Below are 21,492 nucleotides of genomic sequence, written 5' to 3'. Positions count from 1 at the left end.
AAATAATAAATTAGTTTATAAATAAGGGATAACACCGAAAAGTCCTTTTCCTTTAAAGCAATTTTCATTGACTCCTTCCTGACAAAAAAATAAAAGGAGTCGACTAGCTCTTTCTTCAGACAATTTTCAATAGCAAATTCTGAAGAAAAGGAAATTAAAAATAACTGCAATTTTTCTGGTACTTCCAATAAGGTGCAGAAAGAATTTTTAGGTATAACAATTAAATCACGAGCAGTTAGATCCTGAATAGCCTCTCTTAACTGCAATTTAAAATTGCCGGATTTAATTAGTAAGACAGATAAATTGTTCACTGTAAAAGGTTCATCACAAGAAGTTTTAACAACATATTTTTTAATTATGTGAATATCTAAGCCTGCAATCGGCAAATCCTTTAATTCAATGTTTACTAAATCTTTTAACATGATCTTAAGTTCAATAATTGACCAAAATGGAAATAAGTGAATTATAGTTTGTCTTTAAAAGAATTTCTTATCATTACGTACGACAAAAAATAGAGATTTAATAATATACAGATGTAAAGCAAATAAGCTAAACCTCGTGACTGACTTGTTTTTCTATGGCCATTTAGCAGATAGCCCGTTATTTCATCATAGCTGAAAAGATCTATGATGAAATAAAGGCTAACCAAATTAAAAATGATCAGAAATAAATAGAAAATGATAAGTGGTTTCATTTTAAAATAGACCAAAATTAATCAGATACACAATTTAAATCAGCTGATGCAGCAATGCTATTATGTAAATAATAGAAACCTGATTTCTTTTAAAGAAAGGTTTTGCCATCTTACTGCCTACTGACGTTTCCCAGTCGCGGTCTTTGCGTTCGGACTCAGAATAAAGAGAATATCTAGATATAGAAGTAACAGTTAAGATGGTGTCTTTATCGTCAGCAGAAAATGTTTGATTTAAAAGAACTGTGTTTTCGTAGGTAGTAATAAAATTATAGTTATCCTCAAATTCTTGCTGTCTTCGGCTGATTAAATCTTGCAAAAAGGCAATAAGATCTGTTTTTGAAGCAGATCCCAGCGAACTGCTCTGTACAATGCTTATCATAATATTATCGGGATCTGCCATAATAGACTGGACAATATCATCATTAAACACTATAGCTCTTTTGCTTGTAATGGACTTTGAGCCAATTTTTGCAGAAACAAACTTAATTTGATTTGTAATTTCATCGATTGAGTTTGGAAACTTATTTTCCCCGCTATATGGCGTAAGCGCTTTATAGAATGTTTTACCCTTCAAATCCATGGGGTTTGCCTTATTTTCAGGAGCCACGGAAATATTTGATACCAAGGGCTGGTTCATCCCATTCTCAGAAATATCAAAATCTGAATCAGTTGAACATGAAATAAAAAATAAAGAAGTAGCGATGCATAATAAAAGATTTTTCATGATTATGATTATTTAAAATGTAAATGAGAATTTCTTCTCAGTTCATTTCACCCGGATAAGCAGAACTTTTATTCAGCACGATGCCGAACATTTTGCTTTTGAATTCGAAGCAAATTTATTCCGTTAAAAAACGTCACACAACCTTATGTCTATGGGTTTTCATGATATTAAGTATGGATTTCATGGAAATCCACAACCTTTTTTTATATATAAAACACTACAATTCAAATGTTTATATTATTTTTGTTTTCTGCTTCGTAAAATTACATTCTCAATCTTTAGAGGCTTGTATGGATGTTTTTACAGAGCCTTTTATTTACTTAATCTGTGAATTATCATGAATCGAAATCTCCTGCTTTTACTTCCCATGCTGCTGTCTCAATTTATCACAGGACAAAAAATCATTTATTTAGTTGCTGATTCTTTGGAAAACAAGAGTTATGGCTATCTGGATGAAAAAATATATGAGCTGCGAAAAGACAGTACAAAAGCTTCCGTTTATTTAGCTGCTTATCTGCAAAAAGCAAAAAGAGAGCATAACTGGAAAGAAGTCACCAACGCATATCAAAACATACTGCATCAGTCGCCTGATAAATTGCGCCTTATCTATGCAGACAGTATGATACTTGCTGCGAAAAAAACGAATGAAGATGCCGTAATTGGATCGGCTTATCTTTCAAAAGGCATTGTTTATTACGGGCAGAAACGGCAAATCGAAGCGATGGACAATTATCTAACTGCCAACCGTTTCATCTCTAAGACCAGCGATAAATATCAGATCTACAAGGTAAAATATCATATAGCATTGATTAAATTCTATATTGGCTTTTATGATGAAGCAATTTCATTACTGAAAGAATGCGTGGCCTATTACAAAGACAGGAAACCTAGACCGTACTTAAACTCACTGCATTCTCTAGGATTATGCTATAATAAAATCGGGGATTATGGACGCTGTTCTGAAACCAACACATTGGGACTGTCTGAAAGCAGTCGATTGGAAATCAATGAAATGATTCCCTACTTTAATCATTCAGAAGGAATAAATGACTATTATAAAAAAAATTATGCCTCGTCGATCCAAAACATTCAATCTTCGCTTGAAGAAATAAAGGAAAATAACGATTTTGCCAATGAATCAATCGGTAACTTTTATATTGGTAAAAGCTATTGGTCAACCAATCAAAAAAACAAGGCACTTCTCTATTTTCATAAGGTTGATGAGATTTTCAAGAAAAAGAATTATCTGCGGCCCGATCTTCGTCAAGTTTATGAACTATTGATTACCTACTATAAAACCAAAGATGATTTAAAGCCGCAATTGTATTATGTAGATCAGCTGCTAAAGGCAGACACACTTCTTACAGAAACTAACAAATACTTAATCGGAAAGATTCATAAAGAATATGACACGAAAGAACTACTATCCGAAAGAGAAAAAATCAAGGAACAGTTTGCCCGTCAGAAATATTACGATTTCATTTGGGCAGGAGTTATATTACTGTCTTTCCTAACAATCGTGTTTATGACCTATCGCCATTTTAAAAACAGAAGCCTTTATAAAAAGAAATTTGGGGAATTGATGGCTCAGTTAAATGATACTAAGAATAATCCAAAATTTAAAAATGAAAAATCTCAGATTCTTGACATAAACCCAGACACTGTGTCTACCGTTTTGAAACAATTGGAAAAATTTGAAAGGGATAAAAAATTTTTAGGAAAAGACTGGAAACTGGGAACACTTTCTGCTTTATTTAACTCTAATTCCAAGTACTTATCCGCTATCATACATCATTATAAGGACAAAGGTTTTGTAGAATATATTAATGATCTCCGCATTGACTATATTATTTCACTGCTTCACAATGAACCCAAATATAAACATTACACTAACGGATCCCTGGCAGCCGAAGCAGGTTTTAGCAGTACACAGCGCTTTGCCAATGCTTTTTTAGCAAAAACGGGTATGCCCACTGCTTATTTTATCGAAGAACTAAGAAAAAAGCAATCTTAATTCTATCAGCTATTTACCAAAAACAGATTGCCTTTTTACAAAATATGAAATAAAATCTTCGTCTGATTGCTGCAATTTTAACAACATATTATCCCTGCACTGTTGGTAAAATTCTATTTTTGCGGGCTAATTTAATATGAAACTACCATGAAAGATTTAGCAGCAAAAATCAATGCCGAATTCGAAACATTCAAAACAGAGTCTGAAAGCCTTATCGAGAAAGGAACCAAAGCTGCAGGACCTAGAGCTCGCAAATCAACTTTGGAACTTGAAAAACTTTTAAAAGAATTCAGAAAAGTTTCTGTTGAAGAATCTAAAAAATAAGTTTTCAACTAAGCCCTTTGATTTTTTTTCAGAGGGCTTTTTTTCGTTAAAATCTTCGAATTCTATTGTCTAGCAATTTTAAATACTTTTCTTTCATCGTATCTGATAAAAAAGATATCTCTACAAGTTCTGTCCACCTCGATAAGCTTTTATTCATATCGGATAAAATCCTACAACTATTTTTTGCAACTACTGTTAGCCAGCGTGAAATTGTATCATTTCCTAATTGGGAAACTACCTGTTTCCCAATTGAAATTATCTATTGACATTACAATATACAAGCATATTTTTGATATTACGATTTGCTTGTTTACCGAAATTCTTAATTTGCATAAATTGACTGTGTAAGTAGCAATCATTTAAACATCAAGAAAAAAAGTAGGGAGGCATTTATCCTATTTTTGAATTTAATGACTTTCAAAAACCTGAAAAGCCTAAATAATTTGTATATTGAGGGAACTTTGTAAAGCAGGTATATTAGATACCCTCTTAAGATAATATTTCATTTATTAAGAATTATAAACATGAGACGCATTATCCATACACTATCTATGCTTTGTGTAAAAATACAATTCAAATTCAAATTGTATTATATTATAACATTGACTCTAATATTGATTATGCAAATTGCTAGGCGCTAATGCATACCATTACTTTCTAACAAGCGGCTTGGGATTAATTAAGCCTTATTTCAGATTTGCATAAACATCCCTATATAAAACTATCTTTAAATTATGACTAAATCAGCCATATTGCCAAACGACGATTAGTGCTTGTATTTTTATTGATTCAAGTGTTTTCTAATTATTTTGGCTAAATCTTTTAACAATTCATTATTCACATTTGTACTTAATTGTCTTGTGTGAATTACTAATTTAGTTTTGTTTTTATTGTAGTGGAGAAAATACCAATTTCCTGTTGAATAATATTTTGTTCCCATTTCACTTCCAATATATTCTACATCAAAAATATTATTAATTTCTCTGTTGTTTTCGCTATTGGTTATATAATCAGAACAAGCCAAGACAATAACAGGGAAATTTTGAATAAATTCGGATACTTTTAAAATCTCTTTTCTACTTGAAATATTTGTCTTATCAGCTTTCGATGTGGTTTTTGAAGGTGAGTCGTTTATTTCAGATGTGAAAATATGATTTAGAAAATCTACTTTAAAATTTTCGGTTTCCTTTTCTAAAATATAGTCAGATAATTTTTGATATTTACTCCAAGTATTTTTACCCCAACTTTTTCTCAATGGATGTTTTACGTCAATTTTATATTCTAAAACTTCACAAGTTTTATTTTCTATATGTTTTTTCCAATCTTGCGCATTGTTTCTATACCATTCAAAACTATGTAAATTATTTGTTTCGATAGCAGATTCTTTTCCAATGATTAAGATTTTTGAGTTTGGATTTCCTGTTCCAATGTAAAACTCGTTTACACCTTTTTCTACGAAATCAATAAAGTCTTTGTTATACATATTTTATTCTGGGCTTAAATCAATAATCATATATTAAGAATAGTGCATTTACGTTGCTTTATTAAACATGCAAAACCATCTCTACAATGCTTTACGGTTTTCCTCATAAGCAATAAAAAAGGATGCCTAGGCATCCTTTTTTTATTCCTTTTCTAGATCAAATTTAAAATCAAATAATTCCTTCGGTTCAATATCGAGACCTTTTGCAATTGAAATTATTGTACCTAACGATGCTCCATGTTCGCCGTTTAGAACTCTATATACCTGCTTAAGTTCAATCTTTCCAAGAGAAGCAACTGTCATAACATCCTTTTTATTGTCATCCATCACCCTTTGTAAATTCTGGCCAAATGCTAAATAATATTTTTTTCTAATCTCCTTCATGAAGTGAAATTGAAACAATTAGAAGAAAAAAAATTGTCAAATTTGACAATTTTGTGATTTTTTTCATATATTTGAATTATTAAAAAATTATTTAAAGAAACTTTAAATAGTATTTTATTAATTTTGCGACTCTTCAATTAAAAATATTTGAAGCATTCGCTTGGAGTCTCGTTTCCGAAAACTGCTAATTTTTAATCACGCGAGATGACTAAGTGTAAATGCTCACGCCCTATAGGCGTGGGCTCACTTATTCGCGTGAAAAGGTTCTTAGCAGTACCTCGGAAGCAGATAAGCTGAGTTCCATGCCTTTTTTATGTCTATTCTTTTGGTACAACTCAACTTTTATTCTTAGCGCTGTTTCCTTCATTGTTTTCATAGTCTCGCAATACTCTTACTGAATTAGTGGGGAAAGACACTGCTATCGTCTTGTGCAAACAGGCAACAGCAGTTGGCTTTCCTATTTTATAAATTTCTTAAAAATATTTGCCTATGATGAAATAAATAATAGTGTGGTTGCTTCGTACCTCGCAATGACACTGCAAAAAAAATGGCCCTCTAACCCGTCGACAAACTAGTATAGAGGACCGCAGCTAAATAAACTAACGTTACACTTAACTAACCCAATATTATGAATAATTTTTCATTTTCTATGGGTGGAAAGGCTTTTTGTTTCCTGTTTTTAATGGGAAGCCTGCTGTCTTTTTTACCTATTCAAGCCAATAATAAACTACGGCAACCTCTTAACGCAGCCCAACAGCATCAAATTCAAGGCACTGTCACCGACGGTCTCAATTCCTTAGCCGGTGTGAGTATTTCGATAAAAGGAAAATCCAATACCGCCGTAACCGATTATAATGGTCATTACACCCTTTCTGCCTCAACAGATGACATTTTAATTTTTACATACATCGGATACAAAACCGCTACGGTTCCTGTGCAGGGACGCAGCACTATTAACATCAGCCTGCAGGAAAACGAGACTAAACTCCAAGAGGTCAAGATCAATGCGGGATACTATTCTGTAAAAAACAGTGAACGCACGGGAAGCATTTCGAAAATCACATCCAAAGACATCGAAAAACAGCCCGTTTCCAATGTATTGGCCACGATGCAGGGACGTATGGCGGGGGTCAATATCACACAGAATACGGGTATGCCCGGCGGCGGTTTCAGTGTTGAAATCCGAGGACGCAACAGCCTGCGGACGGATGGCAATAATCCGCTGTATATTATCGATGGCGTTCCCTATTCATCGCAGGATATTGACAGCGACTTTACCTCGGGGAATATGCCCAGCAGAACCAATCCGCTTAACAGCATCAATCCAGCAGATATTGCCAGTATCGAAGTCCTAAAGGATGCCGATGCTACCGCAATCTATGGCTCCCGCGGTGCTAATGGCGTAGTACTCATTACCACTAAAAAAGGCAAGGAAGGAAAAACCACCTTTTCGGTTAACTATCAATACGGCTTGGGTCAGGTTACCCGCTTCATGGACTTGATGAATACCCAGCAGTATCTTGCCATGCGAAAGGAAGCCTTTGCCAACGATGGCGTGACGTCCTATCCCAGCAATGCCTATGATGTAAATGGGACTTGGGATCAGAACCGTAATGCCAATTGGCAGCAAGAGCTTTTGGGCGGTACAGCTGCCTATACAAACCTGCAGGCGTCACTCTCTGGCGGATCAGCACAGACGCAATTCCTGCTTAGCGGCAGCTATAACAAAGAAACAACTGTTTTTTCCGGAGATTTTGATTACGCAAGAGCCAATGGACATGCCAGTGTTACCCATGAATCTGAGAACAAAAAATTCAGGATTAATTTTACAGCCGGCTATACAGTGCAGTCCAGCGGTCTGCCAATCCTTGATATTACCCGCAATGCTATCACCCTGCCGCCGAATGCCCCGCCATTATATGATGCGGATGGAAACATTAACTGGGCAGATGGCACATTTGACAATCCGGCCGCTTATCTGAAGGGAAAAATTAAAAGCGAAACTTCTGATTTTATTACCAATGCCCTTCTTTCGTATGATCTGGGCTTGGGGTTTACTGCCAAAAGCAGCCTGGGCTATACTGATCTGAGACAGGAACAGAAGAACCTGTTGCCCTCGGACATTTATAATCCAGCCTATGGAATGGGAAGTGAAAGCACTTATGTATATGCCAATACTATGGACCGTAATTCGTGGATTATTGAGCCGCAGGTGAGCTGGAATTACAGCCGCGGTACAAGCAAGATTGACGCACTTGCCGGAGGCACTTTCCAGCAGCAGCAAAGCAGCCAGTCGGTAAGCTCATCACAGGGCTTTGCCAGCAACAGCCAGATGGAAAACCCGGCTTCGGCATCGGTGTACCAGATTGAAAGCAGTGATAAAAACCTGTATAGATATCAGGCTTTTTTTGCAAGGGTTAACTTTAACTGGCAGGGAAAATACCTGATGAACTTAACGGGAAGACGTGATGGATCGAGCCGTTTTGGCCCTGGCAGGCAGTTTGCCAGCTTTGGTGCTGTGGGTGCCGCCTGGCTTTTTGGTGAAGAAAGGTTTATTAAAACCCATGTGCCTTTTTTAAGTTTTGGAAAACTGCGGGCAAGCTACGGAACTACGGGCAATGACCAGATTGGCGATTATCAGTATCTGGACACCTACAGCAGCTCAGGATTTACTTATCAGGGTATAGCAGGAATGCAGCCCACTAGATTATTCAATCCAGATTTTGGCTGGGAAACCAACAGAAAGCTGGAGTTTGCGCTAGAAGCTGGATTCCTTAATGACCGCCTATCTGCAACTGCGGGCTGGTTCTCTAACCGCTCGTCCAATCAGCTGGTAGGCATTCCGCTTCCGGGGACTACGGGATTCAGCTCTATGCAGGCGAATCTGGATGCAGAGGTAGAAAACAGCGGGCTGGAATTGAGCCTGAGAGCCGTGATTGTCAAGCAGGAAAACTTCGGCTGGACCGCCAGCTTTAACCTCACTGATCTGGAAAATAAATTATTGTCTTTTCCCGGACTGGAAACCTCGACCTATAAAGAGCAGTATGTGATTGGACAGCCCCTTAATATTATCAAGGTCTACCAGTACACGGGACTCAATGCTGCTACTGGAGCGTACCAGTTTAAAGATGTCAATGGGGATGGAATCCTCTCTGCCGCTGATGATAAAAAAACAATCCGGTATCTGAGTCCGGAATACTATGGCGGCTTGGAAAACCAGTTCCGTTATGGCAGTCTGCAGCTGGATTTCCTGTTCCAGTTTGTCAAGCAATCGAACTATAATGAAAACTACAGAACCTCTATGCCTGGCACGATGGTGAATCAGGCTGCGGGAGTAACGGAACATTGGCAGCAGCCTGGCGATACAGGGCCGTATCAGGCTTATAGTGCCACGAATGGCGCACTGCGTGCTGCCAGCACTCAGTTTTCTCAGAGTGATGCGGCTATCGGCGATGCCTCCTATATCCGATTGAAGAACATAGCCCTATCCTATGATCTGCCGAAAATCTGGACGAAAAAGTTCAGCTGCAAGCTGAGCCTGCAGGGTCAGAACCTGTTTACAGTGAGTCCGTACAAGGGCATGGATCCGGAATTTAAATACATAGGGTATCTGCCTCCACTGCGGATAGTGACTACGGGTGTACAGCTTACTTTTTAATTATAAAGAATCCTATCATGAAAAAACAACATACCTCTTCGATCAGCCATAGCGATTTAGCCAAAAGGCTTATCCAGCTAATGGTGCGCTCCATACTTTTTATGAGCATCCTATCGGCTCTGTTAACAGCCTGCGATAGTTTTACAGAAGTGCCTCTTCCTTCGTCACAATTAACGGCTCCCGATGTTTTTGAAGACAAAGGCACTGCTAACGCGGCTATGGCGGATATTTATTCAAAAATAAGAGATCGAGGCCTATTGACAGGCTATTCTCCGGGGCTTTCCTGCCAGCTGGGACTGTATGCCGATGAATTGGATTATTACGGCCTTTCGGGTACTACGTCGTCTAATTTTTACAGCAATACGCTATTGGCCTCTGACCCCGAAATTACTAAAATGTGGACTGTCAGCTACAGCCAGATCTATGCTGCCAATGCTGTAGCGGAAGGTGCTGCCAAATCTGCCGGCTTATCGGTTATAGACAGGGAGCAGTTAACAGGCGAAGCCCTTTTTGTACGGGCACTGCTCCATTTCTATCTGGCCAACTGCTTTGGCGCTGTGCCTTATATCACCACTACTGAGTACCGCCAGAATACCAGCGTACAGCGTTTAGCTGCCCCCGAAGTGTATGACCGCATTAAGGCAGACCTAGAGCAGGCAGTTACACTGCTGCCAGAACAATATATTGGTGAAGGACGGGTACGTCCCAACAAATGGGCTGCACAGGCCATGCTGGCAAGAGTATGTCTGTATATGGGGCAATGGGATGAGGCCTCGAATGCTGCCTCGGCTGTTTTAAATCAAACGGAGCTGTACCAGTGGCCTGCAGGCCTTGATGATGTATTTGGCAAAGACAGCCTTTCGGCTATCTGGCAGCTGATGCCTGCCACTGCTGGAGCTAATACCTATGAAGGCGGGACATTCATCTTTATTCTAGGTCCGCCGCCAGCTGTTGCTATTACTGAAAATCTTATGAATGGCTTCTCCAATGATGACCTGAGGAAAAGCCAGTGGATAAGAACCGTTTCCAATAGCGGCTCCACATGGTATCATGCCTACAAGTACAAGCAGAAGTTTAATACTGGCATTTCAGCAGAATATTCTGTAGTACTCCGCCTAGCGGAGCAGTACCTGATCCGGGCAGAAGCGCGTGCTCATGCCGGCGATCTCATTGGGGCTAAAGAAGATTTGAATAAAACCAGAAATCTGGCTGGATTGGGCAATACCAATGCCGTTACAGCGGATGAAATTATTGCGGCTGTTATGCAGGAACGCCGCCTTGAATTTTTTACCGAATTCGGGCATCGGTTTTTTGATCTGAAAAGGACTGCAAAGCTCAATGAGGTTTTATCACCGCTAAAACCCCAATGGAGTGCAACCGACCGCCTGCTTCCAATTCCTGAATCAGAATTACTGCTTAACACTAATCTGCTACCGCAAAATGCAGGATATTAAAAGAGACTGTAACCGCTTTTTCTTCAAGGCCTGCTTCCTTATTTTCTGGCTGATGACCTGTCCCCCTGTCTGGGGACAGGACGGCCAAAAAAGGTTTCTGACCAAGGAAGATTATGCTTTGTGGAGCAAGCTTTACATAAAAAAAATATCAGACCATGGCAATTGGGTAAGCTGCACCCTGCAGTATGATTCTAAAGAGGATACTCTTTTTGTAAGGAGCACTACAGGAGGCATGACCTACCCTTTTCCAAAAGTATCTGACGGGATATTTAATGGTGAAAAGCAGTTTGCCTGTATAACTGGTGACACCTTGGTGCAGCAGGATTTAAATTCTGGGACACGTACCAAAACTGCAGGAGTTTATCAATTTTTTTTCTCCCAAAATCAAAAGTATTTAGCGATGCTCAAAAAGCAGGCTGCCGGTATTTATACACTCGAAATTCAGGACAATAACAGAAAGACTCTGGAACAGATTTCTGATGTAACTCAGTGGTATTTTGATCCTGACTGCCAAGTAATCGTGTACAGCACAAGGACAGCGGAAAAACATTCTGCAGGCTATATACAATTAGATAAGGCTATTGCCAAAAGAACAATTGTAAGCAATAGTTCTTTTCCGTTCCAGAATTTTGTCTATAAAAAAAATACGATAGCTTTTGTTCAGACCGTTACTGATCATCCGTTGCTGCTGCGCTATGCGATTGACCAGGACAGGCTGCATCAATTGGATCCAGCCAGACAGCAAGGGTTTCCTTCGGGCATGACCATTTCAGGAGAGCTGACCCATCGGCTGACCCTATCCGATGATGGCCGCAGGGTGTTTTTCTGGCTTGCGGAAAGCAAGGATATTAACAGGCCCATTGACCTAAAAGCAGTTGAAATATGGAATACTCAGGACCGATTGCTGTTTGATTATAAAAAGTATCTGGGGGATTTGTCAAAAGAAAATAAAATGGCTGCATGGTCGCCAGAAGAAAATACATTGCTGCAGATTACCGACAGCAGGCTGCCAGCTGGATTTGTAAATGCTGCTTCTACTCATGCTTTTATATATGACCCTGCTGCCTATGAGCCTCAGAGCAAAGACAATGGCCCTTTTGACCTTTATATAGTGGATCTGCAGACAGGAAAAAGAAAATGTATTCTGGAAAAGTATTCCTCACGCATGATTCCCGCCGCGTCTCCCGCCGGCCTGCATCTCTGTTATGCCAAAGACGGGGACTTATGGATCTATGATATTAAGAAGGATACCCATACCAATATCACTACGGGGCTGCCGGATTCTTTTTTCAAAGAGGACTCAGACATGCCCGAAGACTCTTATCCTTATGGTATTGGGGGCTGGAGCGAAGGCGGCAAATCTATTATTGCTTATGATGCCTTTGACCTGTGGCAGCTTAATGTGGATGGCAGTGAAAAAAAAAGGGTAACACACGGCAGGGAAATCAAGAGATCCTACCGCATCAAAAATGCAGGATCAGGGCCGTATGATAGTAAAGGGACATCCGATAAGGAAATACCTGATTCTGCCGATAAACTGCTATTGGAAATAAAGGATAGCAATTCGGGTGTGACCGGGTTTTGCCATTGGAATGCTGCAAGTGGCCTTTCGGATATTGTCTGGAATAACACCGGCATAGAGCAGCTGTATAAGGCCGCTGACAGCACCGTTTATATCTATGTTGAGCAGCATTACGATATGCCTCCCAAACTGATGCTGTATCGGCAGTCACCGAAAGAAATTTTCCAGTCCAATAAGCAGCAGCAAAAATTCTGGCGGGGAAATGCTGCACTTATTCAATATACGGTAAACGGTAAAAACATGCAGGCTCTTTTATATTACCCTGCCGGCTATATTGAAGGGGCAGCCTATCCAATGATTGTTTATATCTATCAGCGGCAGAGCCAGCAAATTACCACCTATGAAGCGCCCACTTTATATTCGCCACAAGGATTCAGCATCGCCAATTATACAGCCCAGGGCTATTTGGTCCTGCTGCCTGACATGGCATACGAACTGGGGAAGGTGGCAGCATCGGCAACAGAAAGTGTACTGGCTGCAGTGGATGCCGTCATTGCAAAAGGTTTGGCAGATCCCGGGAAAATAGGACTGATAGGTCATTCTTTTGGAGGCTATGAAGCAGGTCTTATCATCACCCAGACGGATCGTTTTGCCGCTGCTGTTTCGGGTTCGGGATGGACGGATCTGGTAAGCAGCTACCTCTTTATCAACAGCGGTTTTAAAAAGCCGGAATATTTCCGTGCTGAAGATGATCAGATCCGGATTGGAAAATCACTTTATGAAGATCCCCAAAGCTACCTCCAGAACTCTCCTGTTTTACTGGCCGCAGCTATAAAGACTCCTTTACTGGGATGGACAGGCAAGGAGGATCCTACTGTACATCCGCTGCAGAGTATGGAATTTTACATGGCACTGCGCCGTCTTAACAAAACCCACACGCTGCTGGTGTATCCCGAAGAAGGCCATTTTTTATTAAAAAAAGAAAATCAGAAAGACCTCTCTGAACGCATACAGCAATGGTTTGACTGCTATCTGAAAAATGGCAGGATCCAGCCATGGATGAAAAGTGATAATTAAGTGCTACTACTTTGATTGTATGCTAAATAAACTGCTGGCTATTTACCGCAGATTGCAGTTTAGGACTGATTATTTTTTGAATGCTGATTATCTGATTTTATTTTTTAAAAAAATACCTCCACTTAGTTTTTAAGTGGAGGTATCCTTTTTTGTTCCTTGACTTTAATTATTGGTAATTTTTAGTCAGTGGAACAAGACAGGCTCCTTGCTGAAATAGTGCATTGCCATCTGGTGCCGTACAGGCATCTCCTCCAGCATTGCCACATTCAGCAACAGCACTACAGCTTTGCGAAACGTTAATTCTATTGTACCCCATCTTAGGGGCAAATTTTTTATCCAGTGAACTTGTGCCGGCGGCACTAACCAATCCCAGTGCTACCACTGCCATTGGCAAAACGATTTTAATTACACTCGTTCTCATAATATTAAAAATTTAAAGTTACTGATCTACTCTTTTTTACAGGTTTTCGATCTGACTCCTGCTACTTGGCCAATAGATTGTTTTTATTTGTTTTTTATATAACTGGAAGTAATTCTTTTATCCAGATGATATAGGACAATATGGTCGCCGATAAGGGCATACAGTTTATCCTCCTGCACTACAAAGCTTTTCATTTTTTTTCCATCAATATGGTAGATGCAGAAGCTGAACAGATAGCTTCTCTTTTTGTAGTCATACACGTCAATGATACTGGCAAATTTCCAGAGATTATCCTCTTCAAATCGTCCGGGAATGGCTGAATTTACAAACAGCAGATTATTAAACACAGCACTGCTTTTATTGACAAATAATGGTGGTTTGGAGAATTTCCGCTGCTTATGGCTCTTAACCCTGACGATACTTAATCTGGCACGCGATATGGTGTCAATAGTGTTACCTCTGTATTCAATTTTTAAATTCCGGTTCGCAACTGTAAACTGATTGCGGTACGCATACAGAAATATAATTTTTTTCAAGTCTGGACTGTAATGCAATTGCCCGTCAGTGTCGAAGGCTCCATCAGCCTGCTTTTGCAGAATGGCAGGATTTAATATCGTGCTGGTATTTTTACCAACATGGATAATGCCCAATATACCTTCGCCTGTAATGGAACTGTATGTGCAGGCAGCGACCGACATTGAATCCATTGCTTTAGCTGCACCAAAATATTCACCTCCTTTACGTATCAATCTGGCTTTCCAATCTTTGACAAGCCCTCTGTAAATACAGGGAACTGTCCCGTCTGTTACAAAAAAATAAGGTGGCTGCATACTGATTTTGACTCCTTGAAAAGGTAAATCTTTACGATCCAGATGGATAAATTTTTTGTTAGTCTGAATCAGTCTGCCGTTAAGCACCGTTATCAGTAATGGCGTCGTGGTATTGCCCAGATAAATTTTATCATCGTCCACGCCTGCGATATAAAATGAATTCAATTTTAGATCCAGACTGGCAATTTTATGAATTAGAGTATGCGGGAATCGCCTAGTGAGCCTGTTATGATAATGAACAATATTTTCAGAGATTTGAAACAATAGAATTACTAAAACAATACTACTTAAAGTAATAGTGAAAAAGAGTGCTATTATTGTTCTTATTTTTAAATTTTTAATTCTGTTATCGGCTATATAAAATAAAATGGCAGCTACTGCCAGGAGAACAAAAATGAGGTTGAATAGTAAGTGCTGATTCCAATTCAGCTTTTCTAATACTCCTCCGCAGGAACAGGGTACAAAGGAAGAATAATGAAGGATTATAAAAATATAGGCTGAAAATAAAATCATTAATCCATAAGACAGAAATAATCCGGCAAGCCGGCTTTTTGGAATCATAAGCAGGATACAGATCAGTAATTCAATGGAGGGAACCAGCACTGAAATCCAGCCTGCAAATGCAGTTAATAATGGCGACTGTCCTAACTGAACCTGAAAATTTTGAAAGTCCAATACTTTGCTGAATCCTGCATAAACGAATAGCAGAACATACAGCAGACATACCGCTTCTATAAAAATTCTTTTATAATTGAGTTGCATTTTCATAACCCTGAATATTAAAATAAGAGTTGCGCACTTAAATGGAGGACACCAAAAAATTAATAATCAAATGTAGAATGGTTTACTGAATATAATAATATCATAAACGAGCCAAAAGTTTTCAAAAGCAGGCTATTTTCACGCAGCAGCCAATAAAAATGAAAGGTGCCGAATAAATAAATTTTATTTATTCGGCACCTTTCATTTTTCAAATCCAGGCTATTTTTTAGAAGCCTCGCTTAGTGTCACAAGTTTTAAGTTTAACTCTGTAAGTCCAGCCTTTTGAAGGCACTCTTGTGAAACCTCTTTGAGTTCTGACAATCCCTCCTGAGAAATAAATCCGAGGAGACTTGACGGATCACTTTGGAACGACAGTCCCTGTTCAATCACATGACTTAATAACAATACATTCTTTCGTGAAATTTTTAAATCAATCTTCACTGCTTCATTCATGCCAGGGATACTGAGTATAGTATCAAAAACCTTGGCCACATCATTTGTTGTCATAATCATCACGTTTTTAATTAATAAATTATTCCTCAAAGATATAAAGCCGCTGCTTAAATATCATGGACATAATATGTCCATGATAGACAGAATCCATTCCGCTTGTTTAACTTCGTAAGTGAATTCAGAAAATCAGTATAGTTTGGACTTAAGAAGGGCAGTTTATTTAAGGGATAATTTAAAGTAACAAAAGGTTCAGAAAAAGTGATTTTATCATAAGTGTCTGAAGATAAGTGGATATCAAAATGACCAGCCAAAAACCTTCCTTAAAACAGTCAGGATTCTGCTGTTTTTAAATGGGACTTATTGCTTTGAAAAAGCACGCTGGCAGCGTGCACTTTCTTTGAGTATCAAAAATGAAAATAAAATGGCTTTCTGATTGATATTGAAATTTTCGAGATACTCTGCTTTTGCTATGAGTTTAATAAATTTCCGAATTAAAGCTATTGGAATACTTACACAGATATAACAGCCGTAAACAGAAAAATTGAGTTTAAGTTTTTTAAAAATGTCTAAAAAGCATTTAAGACATCTTAAAGATTGCAACGTTCCTGCAATCGGCAAGATGTCCTGTTGTTTAACAACAGATTCTTGTTGCTCTATACTCGGGACTCGTTAGCAGTGACACTGAAAGGATCAAAAGAGTTTGATAACAATGAAAATGAGAGATGATGGAAAGAGAAAATTCAAACAGAACACGCATTGTTGGGTTACGATTTACACCCGAAGAGTATGCGAAAATTGAACGAAAATGGAAAGCAAGTACTTGCCGTAAGCTGAGTGACTACATTCGTAAACACCTATTTAATAAACCGATAAACACCACTTACAGGAATCAATCTTTAGATGATATGACCTGTGAAATGATGCTGCTATATAAGCAATTAAATGCCATCGGAAACAACTTTAATCAGGCGGTAAAAAAACTACATACCCTTGACCAAATTCCTGAATTTAAAGTCTGGATTATCAGTTCTGAACAGGATAAAAAAATCCTTTTGAACAAGGTTGAAGAAATCAAGATATGCATCCAAAAAATCTCGGAAAAATGGTTGCAATCATAAAAACAGGACACTCTATCCACAAGGTTTTCTATTACAATGAAAACAAAGTAAAAGAGGGCGTAGCAGAGTGTGTTGGTGCCGGAAATTATCCAATTGATGTGGATAAAATGAGCGGTACTATAAAACTGAATCGTTTTTTAAAACAGTTGGAATTAAATGAAAATGTAAAGCGAAACAGTGTACACATATCATTGAATTTTCATCGTTCGGAAAATCATTCCAAAGAAAAATTAATGGCTATTGCGGATACTTATATGGAGAAAATAGGTTTTGGAGAACAACCTTATCTGGTATACCAGCATCACGATTCCGGGCATCCGCATCTCCATCTGGTCTCCATAAATGTAGAGAGGGATGGTAAGCGGATCGACATGCAAAATATCGGTCGAAACCGATCTGAACCAGCGCGAAAAGAAATCGAGGAACTTTATGGACTTGTTAAAGCGCAAGGACGCATAAATAATCAAGATTTTGAACTCCAACCTATCATCTCAGGAAAGGTTCACTATGGGCGAAACGAATCCAAAAAAGCTATTGCAAATGTATTGGCCCAGGTGCTTTCATTGTATAAATATACCAGCCTTCCAGAGCTGAATGCAGTGTTACAACAATACAATGTTTTGGCAGACAAAGGCCCTGAAAATTCAAGGATGTTTAAGACAAAGGGATTAATGTACCGGATACTGGATGAAAATGGCAAACTTATCGGTGTACCCATCAAGGCCAGTCTCTTTCACAACAAGCCAACCCTGAAATTTTTAGAAGGAAAATTTGCATCCAATACCATTGACCAAATTTCCGATATGAGAAGGGTAAAAAACGCCATTGATATGGCATTTTTAAGAACGAAAATATCACTTACGGAAATGGTGCAACTACTGGAAAAAGATGGAATCAATACTGTTTTTAGAAAAAATGCAGAAGGATTACTTTATGGGATTACTTATGTAGACCATACCACAAAATGTGTTTTTAACGGTAGTAAGCTGGGCAAACAATACAGCGCTAAAGCAATTCAGGAACGTTGTGAATCAATTAGCCCAGTGGAACAAAAAATGGGAAGTTCAGATAGTGAAAAATCACAGGGAATTACATCTCAAACGACTCATTCTAAAATCAATACAACTTCGTTTGGTAATGATTTTAAAAATAATAAATCAGTTGGATCTGATTCAGTAATGGGACAACTATTGGATATACTTACGCAATCCGAACAGACGGCTAATTACGTTCCGTATCAACTCAAAGGCAAAAAGAAAAAAAGAAGAGGACAGTCTAATAATCAATAAAATTTGAAATTATGGCTATGCAGACAGGAGAAAATGAACAGGCATTGAGGAAGATACTCGACATGACCAGACTAATCAGTATCATTATTTTGGTAATCCATTTTTATTATTACTGCTACGCTGCCTTTCGGGAGTGGCATTTTGTTAGCGGGTTCAGTGATAAAATTATGGGCAATATTCACAACACAGGATTGTTCAGTAATTTTCATAAATCCAAACTCTTTGCATTGGGATTTTTGATGATTTCCCTAATAGGTGCCAAGGGACGGAAAGATGAAAAACTGAATTATAAAACGGCCTTTGCTTATATTATCACTGGCATCCTAATTTACTTTACAAGCTATCTTTCATTATATCTGAAAATAGAAATAGTACAGGCAGCGATTGCTTATATGAGCATTACGGCAATTGGGTTTCTTTTGGTACTTTCCGGAGGTACTTTGCTCTCGCGTATTATAAAAAACAGGCTCAATCAAAAGGATATTTTTAATACCGAAAATGAGACCTTTCCTCAAGAAGAAAGGCTTTTAGAGAATGAATATTCCATCAACCTTCCAGCTAGATATCATTTAAAAGATAAGGTACGAAACAGCTGGATAAACATTATTAATCCCTTTCGTGCTTTGATGGTTCTGGGGACTCCGGGTTCTGGGAAGTCATATTTCGTCATACGTCATGTCATTACCCAGCACATCCGCAAAGGTTTTACTATGTTTATTTATGATTTTAAGTTCGATGACCTTTCCAAAATTGCCTATAATACCTGGCTCAAATACAAACATCTTTATCCTAAACCACCACAATTTTATGTTATTAATTTTGACGACCTGACCCGAACACACCGATGCAATCCATTGGAGCCTTCAGCCATGAGTGATATTACCGATGCTTCTGAATCTGCACGCACCATTCTGTTAGGATTAAATCGGGAATGGATCAAACGTCAGGGAGATTTTTTTGTGGAATCACCGATTAATTTTCTCTCAGCCATAATATGGTATTTAAGAAAATATAAAGACGGCGAGTTTTGTACGCTTCCCCATGTTATAGAACTCATGCAGGCAGATTATGATAGCTTGTTTACCTTGCTTAGAACTGAAAAAGAAATTGAGGTACTCATCAACCCTTTTGTAAATGCCTACCTCAATAATGTAATGGACCAATTGGAAGGTCAAATCGCTTCGGCAAAAATCGCAATGGCGAGGCTTTCTTCTCCGCAGTTATATTATGTTTTATCAGGCAATGATTTCACATTGGATATCAATAATCCGGAGGAACCAAAAATTGTATGTATGGGGAATAATCCGCAGAAAATACAAATTTATGGTGCTGTATTATCACTTTATGTGAGCAGATTGATAAAGTTGGCCAACCAAAAAGGCAAACAGAAAAGCAGCCTGATATTCGATGAATTTCCGACTATATATTTGAATAATATGGATAGTTTGATTGCTACTGCTAGAAGTAATAAAGTAGCTACTTGTTTGGGTATTCAGGACTTCAGTCAGCTACGAAAAGACTATGGACGTGAACAGGCCGACGTGATTATGAACATTACCGGAAATATCGTCAGTGGACAGGTTACAGGGGATACAGCCAAGCAATTATCAGAGCGTTTCGGAAAGATCATGCAGGACAGGGAAAGTCTTTCTATTAATAGTGGAGATACCTCAATTAGCCGCTCAAAACAGTTGGAATCCGCAGTTCCTCCTTCCAAAATTTCCGGACTTAGTTCCGGTGAATTTGTAGGTATGGTAGCCGATGATCCCGATTGTAAAATTGAACTCAAAACATTTCACTGTGAAATTGTGAATGACCATAAAGCATTGAAAAATGAACAGGATGATTATAAAGATATTCCTGTTATTCGGAAAGTCGATAATGCAATGGTACAACGCAACTACTTACAAATAAAACAGGACATCATGGACATTATTTATTCTGAAAAAGAAAGACTATTAAATGATCTTGGACTAGCGCATTTAATTGTAAAGAAATAATTCTAATTAAATAAACTTAAATTAAAAAAACGATGTTACAAGAACAATTTACTGATATTATCCAATTGATAAGACTGTCAAGATCAAAAGCGATTACAGCAATCAATACCGAAATGATCAATCTCTATTAGAACATTGGCCAATACATTCATACAAATAAGAATTGATTCATTGATACGATTTTCAAATGTTTATAGATATTTTAAATTTAGATGATTGAAATATATATATTCTCAAAATGCGGAAAACCGTAAGATTAAAAAAAACACAAAGTTTATTTTTATTTTTTTTATTCTAATCACCTGATTTTAAATATTGAGCTATAGTTCATAGAAAACACTAAGCTAACTGTTCATTATTTCAATAGGTTATTTATCCAAAAACAATTACTTTTAACGTTTTTCATAATTGTAAATCATAAATGCAAATAGTTCATAAAACAAATGATTTCTTCTATGCAATCTTTTTTAAGACAAAGCAAAGAACCATGGGAATTGATCCCAATAAAAAAGACTACATCATTTCAAATATTGACGGCAAACGTTTTTCAGAAAATCAAGTACTAAGCAATTACTATGTTTCTTGGGTGTTGTCAATGCGAGAGAAAGTGCAGCACCTTGGGTTAGATTTTGGAAAAGAATTTGAAATGGCTAAAAAAATATCTTAAACATAGTATCAAAAATGATAGAAATTGAAAAATATGATTTTTCTTTTACTGCATCTTCATTACGATTAAATGAAATGATTTTAGTTGCTAATTCTATAAGAGAAAATAGACCAATAGATTACACAAACGAATTAGGTGGTGGCAAGTCTACAACCGGAAAAAGAATGTTATTTGAATTTAATAAAAGGATTAGCAATCTTACACAGAAACAAATTGAAATCCTTATCGATGGAGATTTAACTTCTCAAAAACAAATAGCGTTTTTATCTATTTGTAAAACATATTCTTTAATCAGAGATTTTGTTATTGAAGCGCTTAGGGAAAAATTATTAGTGTTTGATTATCAAATTACACAGGGAGATTACATCACATTTTATAGAAGAAAATTAGATTTACATCCAGAAATGGAAAAACTTACCGATTTAACCGAGAAGAAGATTAAACAGGTAATTTTTAAAATATTAGAACAAGCGGGAATTATTGACAACATAAAAAAAAGAGTTATTCAACCTCAGATTATTGATAAAAAAGTAATTGATGTTATAGCCATAGATAATCCCATTTGGCTAAAAGTATTATTCATGAGTGATATAGACATCACTAACATTGAAAATTAAA

At 37.7% G+C, this 21,492-nt stretch carries 16 protein-coding genes and 1 pseudogene; 10 read left to right on the top strand and 7 right to left on the bottom strand.

Annotation, left to right across the window (positions count from 1 at the left end; translation table 11 throughout):
- A pseudogene (locus ABEG11_RS18055) lies at positions 1–422 on the bottom strand (helix-turn-helix domain-containing protein); the annotation flags it as partial.
- Between the two features lie 306 nt (positions 423–728).
- Positions 729–1,418 carry a hypothetical protein gene (locus tag ABEG11_RS18050; RefSeq protein WP_348825585.1) on the bottom strand — a complete coding sequence of 230 codons (690 nt, stop codon included), beginning with the start codon at positions 1,416–1,418 and terminating at the stop codon, positions 729–731.
- A 337-nt stretch (positions 1,419–1,755) separates the two neighbouring features.
- Between ABEG11_RS18050 and ABEG11_RS18045 the strand changes: the two genes are divergently transcribed.
- A complete protein-coding gene (locus ABEG11_RS18045) occupies positions 1,756–3,432 on the top strand; it encodes an AraC family transcriptional regulator (protein WP_348825584.1) in 1,677 nt (558 codons plus the stop codon).
- 147 nt (positions 3,433–3,579) lie between these two features.
- Positions 3,580–3,756 carry an Hc1-related histone H1-like protein gene (locus tag ABEG11_RS18040; protein WP_348825583.1) on the top strand — a complete coding sequence of 59 codons (177 nt, stop codon included), beginning with the start codon at positions 3,580–3,582 and terminating at the stop codon, positions 3,754–3,756.
- Between the two features lie 781 nt (positions 3,757–4,537).
- Here the strand turns inward: ABEG11_RS18040 and ABEG11_RS18035 are convergent.
- Both ABEG11_RS18035 and ABEG11_RS18030 read right to left on the bottom strand, forming a co-directional pair.
- On the bottom strand, positions 4,538–5,239 hold the full coding sequence (locus ABEG11_RS18035) for a hypothetical protein (protein WP_348825582.1): 702 nt from the start codon (positions 5,237–5,239) through the stop codon (positions 4,538–4,540).
- A gap of 141 nt (positions 5,240–5,380) precedes the next feature.
- A complete protein-coding gene (locus ABEG11_RS18030) occupies positions 5,381–5,623 on the bottom strand; it encodes a helix-turn-helix domain-containing protein (protein ID WP_348825581.1) in 243 nt (80 codons plus the stop codon).
- A gap of 649 nt (positions 5,624–6,272) precedes the next feature.
- Between ABEG11_RS18030 and ABEG11_RS18025 the strand changes: the two genes are divergently transcribed.
- From ABEG11_RS18025 to ABEG11_RS18015, 3 genes are read left to right on the top strand one after another with little or no spacing between them, the layout of a single operon-like run.
- Complete coding sequence (locus ABEG11_RS18025) at positions 6,273–9,281, top strand: SusC/RagA family TonB-linked outer membrane protein (protein ID WP_348825580.1); 3,009 nt, start codon at positions 6,273–6,275, stop codon at positions 9,279–9,281.
- A gap of 17 nt (positions 9,282–9,298) precedes the next feature.
- Positions 9,299–10,735, top strand: coding sequence for a RagB/SusD family nutrient uptake outer membrane protein (locus tag ABEG11_RS18020; protein ID WP_348825579.1), 1,437 nt, complete (start codon positions 9,299–9,301; stop codon positions 10,733–10,735).
- The gene (locus tag ABEG11_RS18015) at positions 10,722–13,334 is read left to right on the top strand and encodes a S9 family peptidase (RefSeq protein WP_348825578.1); all 2,613 of its coding nucleotides are present in this window, start codon (positions 10,722–10,724) and stop codon (positions 13,332–13,334) included. The genes ABEG11_RS18020 and ABEG11_RS18015 overlap by 14 nt, the downstream gene beginning before the upstream one ends.
- Positions 13,335–13,500: 166 nt before the next feature.
- Here the strand turns inward: ABEG11_RS18015 and ABEG11_RS18010 are convergent, their stop codons facing one another.
- The 3 genes from ABEG11_RS18010 to ABEG11_RS18000 form a co-directional block, all read right to left on the bottom strand.
- Positions 13,501–13,755 carry a hypothetical protein gene (locus ABEG11_RS18010; RefSeq protein WP_348825577.1) on the bottom strand — a complete coding sequence of 85 codons (255 nt, stop codon included), beginning with the start codon at positions 13,753–13,755 and terminating at the stop codon, positions 13,501–13,503.
- Positions 13,756–13,838: 83 nt separating this feature from the next.
- The gene (locus ABEG11_RS18005) at positions 13,839–15,353 is read right to left on the bottom strand and encodes a MauE/DoxX family redox-associated membrane protein (protein ID WP_348825576.1); all 1,515 of its coding nucleotides are present in this window, start codon (positions 15,351–15,353) and stop codon (positions 13,839–13,841) included.
- A 213-nt stretch (positions 15,354–15,566) separates the two neighbouring features.
- Positions 15,567–15,854, bottom strand: coding sequence for a hypothetical protein (locus ABEG11_RS18000; RefSeq protein ID WP_348825575.1), 288 nt, complete (start codon positions 15,852–15,854; stop codon positions 15,567–15,569).
- A 668-nt stretch (positions 15,855–16,522) separates the two neighbouring features.
- On the opposite strand from ABEG11_RS18000, the gene ABEG11_RS17995 reads away from it, so the two are divergent.
- From ABEG11_RS17995 to ABEG11_RS17975, 5 genes are all read left to right on the top strand, one after another.
- Positions 16,523–16,918, top strand: coding sequence for a plasmid mobilization protein (locus tag ABEG11_RS17995; protein WP_348825574.1), 396 nt, complete (start codon positions 16,523–16,525; stop codon positions 16,916–16,918).
- Positions 16,903–18,207 carry a relaxase/mobilization nuclease domain-containing protein gene (locus ABEG11_RS17990; protein ID WP_348825573.1) on the top strand — a complete coding sequence of 435 codons (1,305 nt, stop codon included), beginning with the start codon at positions 16,903–16,905 and terminating at the stop codon, positions 18,205–18,207. The genes ABEG11_RS17995 and ABEG11_RS17990 overlap by 16 nt, the downstream gene beginning before the upstream one ends.
- Positions 18,208–18,224: 17 nt before the next feature.
- Positions 18,225–20,207, top strand: a complete 1,983-nt coding sequence (gene mobC / locus ABEG11_RS17985) for a conjugal transfer protein MobC (RefSeq protein WP_348825586.1) — start codon at positions 18,225–18,227, stop codon at positions 20,205–20,207.
- Between the two features lie 421 nt (positions 20,208–20,628).
- On the top strand, positions 20,629–20,874 hold the full coding sequence (locus ABEG11_RS17980) for a hypothetical protein (protein WP_348825572.1): 246 nt from the start codon (positions 20,629–20,631) through the stop codon (positions 20,872–20,874).
- A gap of 14 nt (positions 20,875–20,888) precedes the next feature.
- Positions 20,889–21,491 carry a DUF1819 family protein gene (locus ABEG11_RS17975; protein ID WP_348825571.1) on the top strand — a complete coding sequence of 201 codons (603 nt, stop codon included), beginning with the start codon at positions 20,889–20,891 and terminating at the stop codon, positions 21,489–21,491.
- Position 21,492 lies beyond the last annotated feature (1 nt).

It is taken from the genome of Flavobacterium aestuarii, from assembly GCF_040049115.1.
Taxonomy (GTDB): Bacteria; Bacteroidota; Bacteroidia; order Flavobacteriales; family Flavobacteriaceae; genus Flavobacterium; species Flavobacterium aestuarii.
This window is presented reverse-complemented; position numbering and strand designations above follow the sequence as displayed.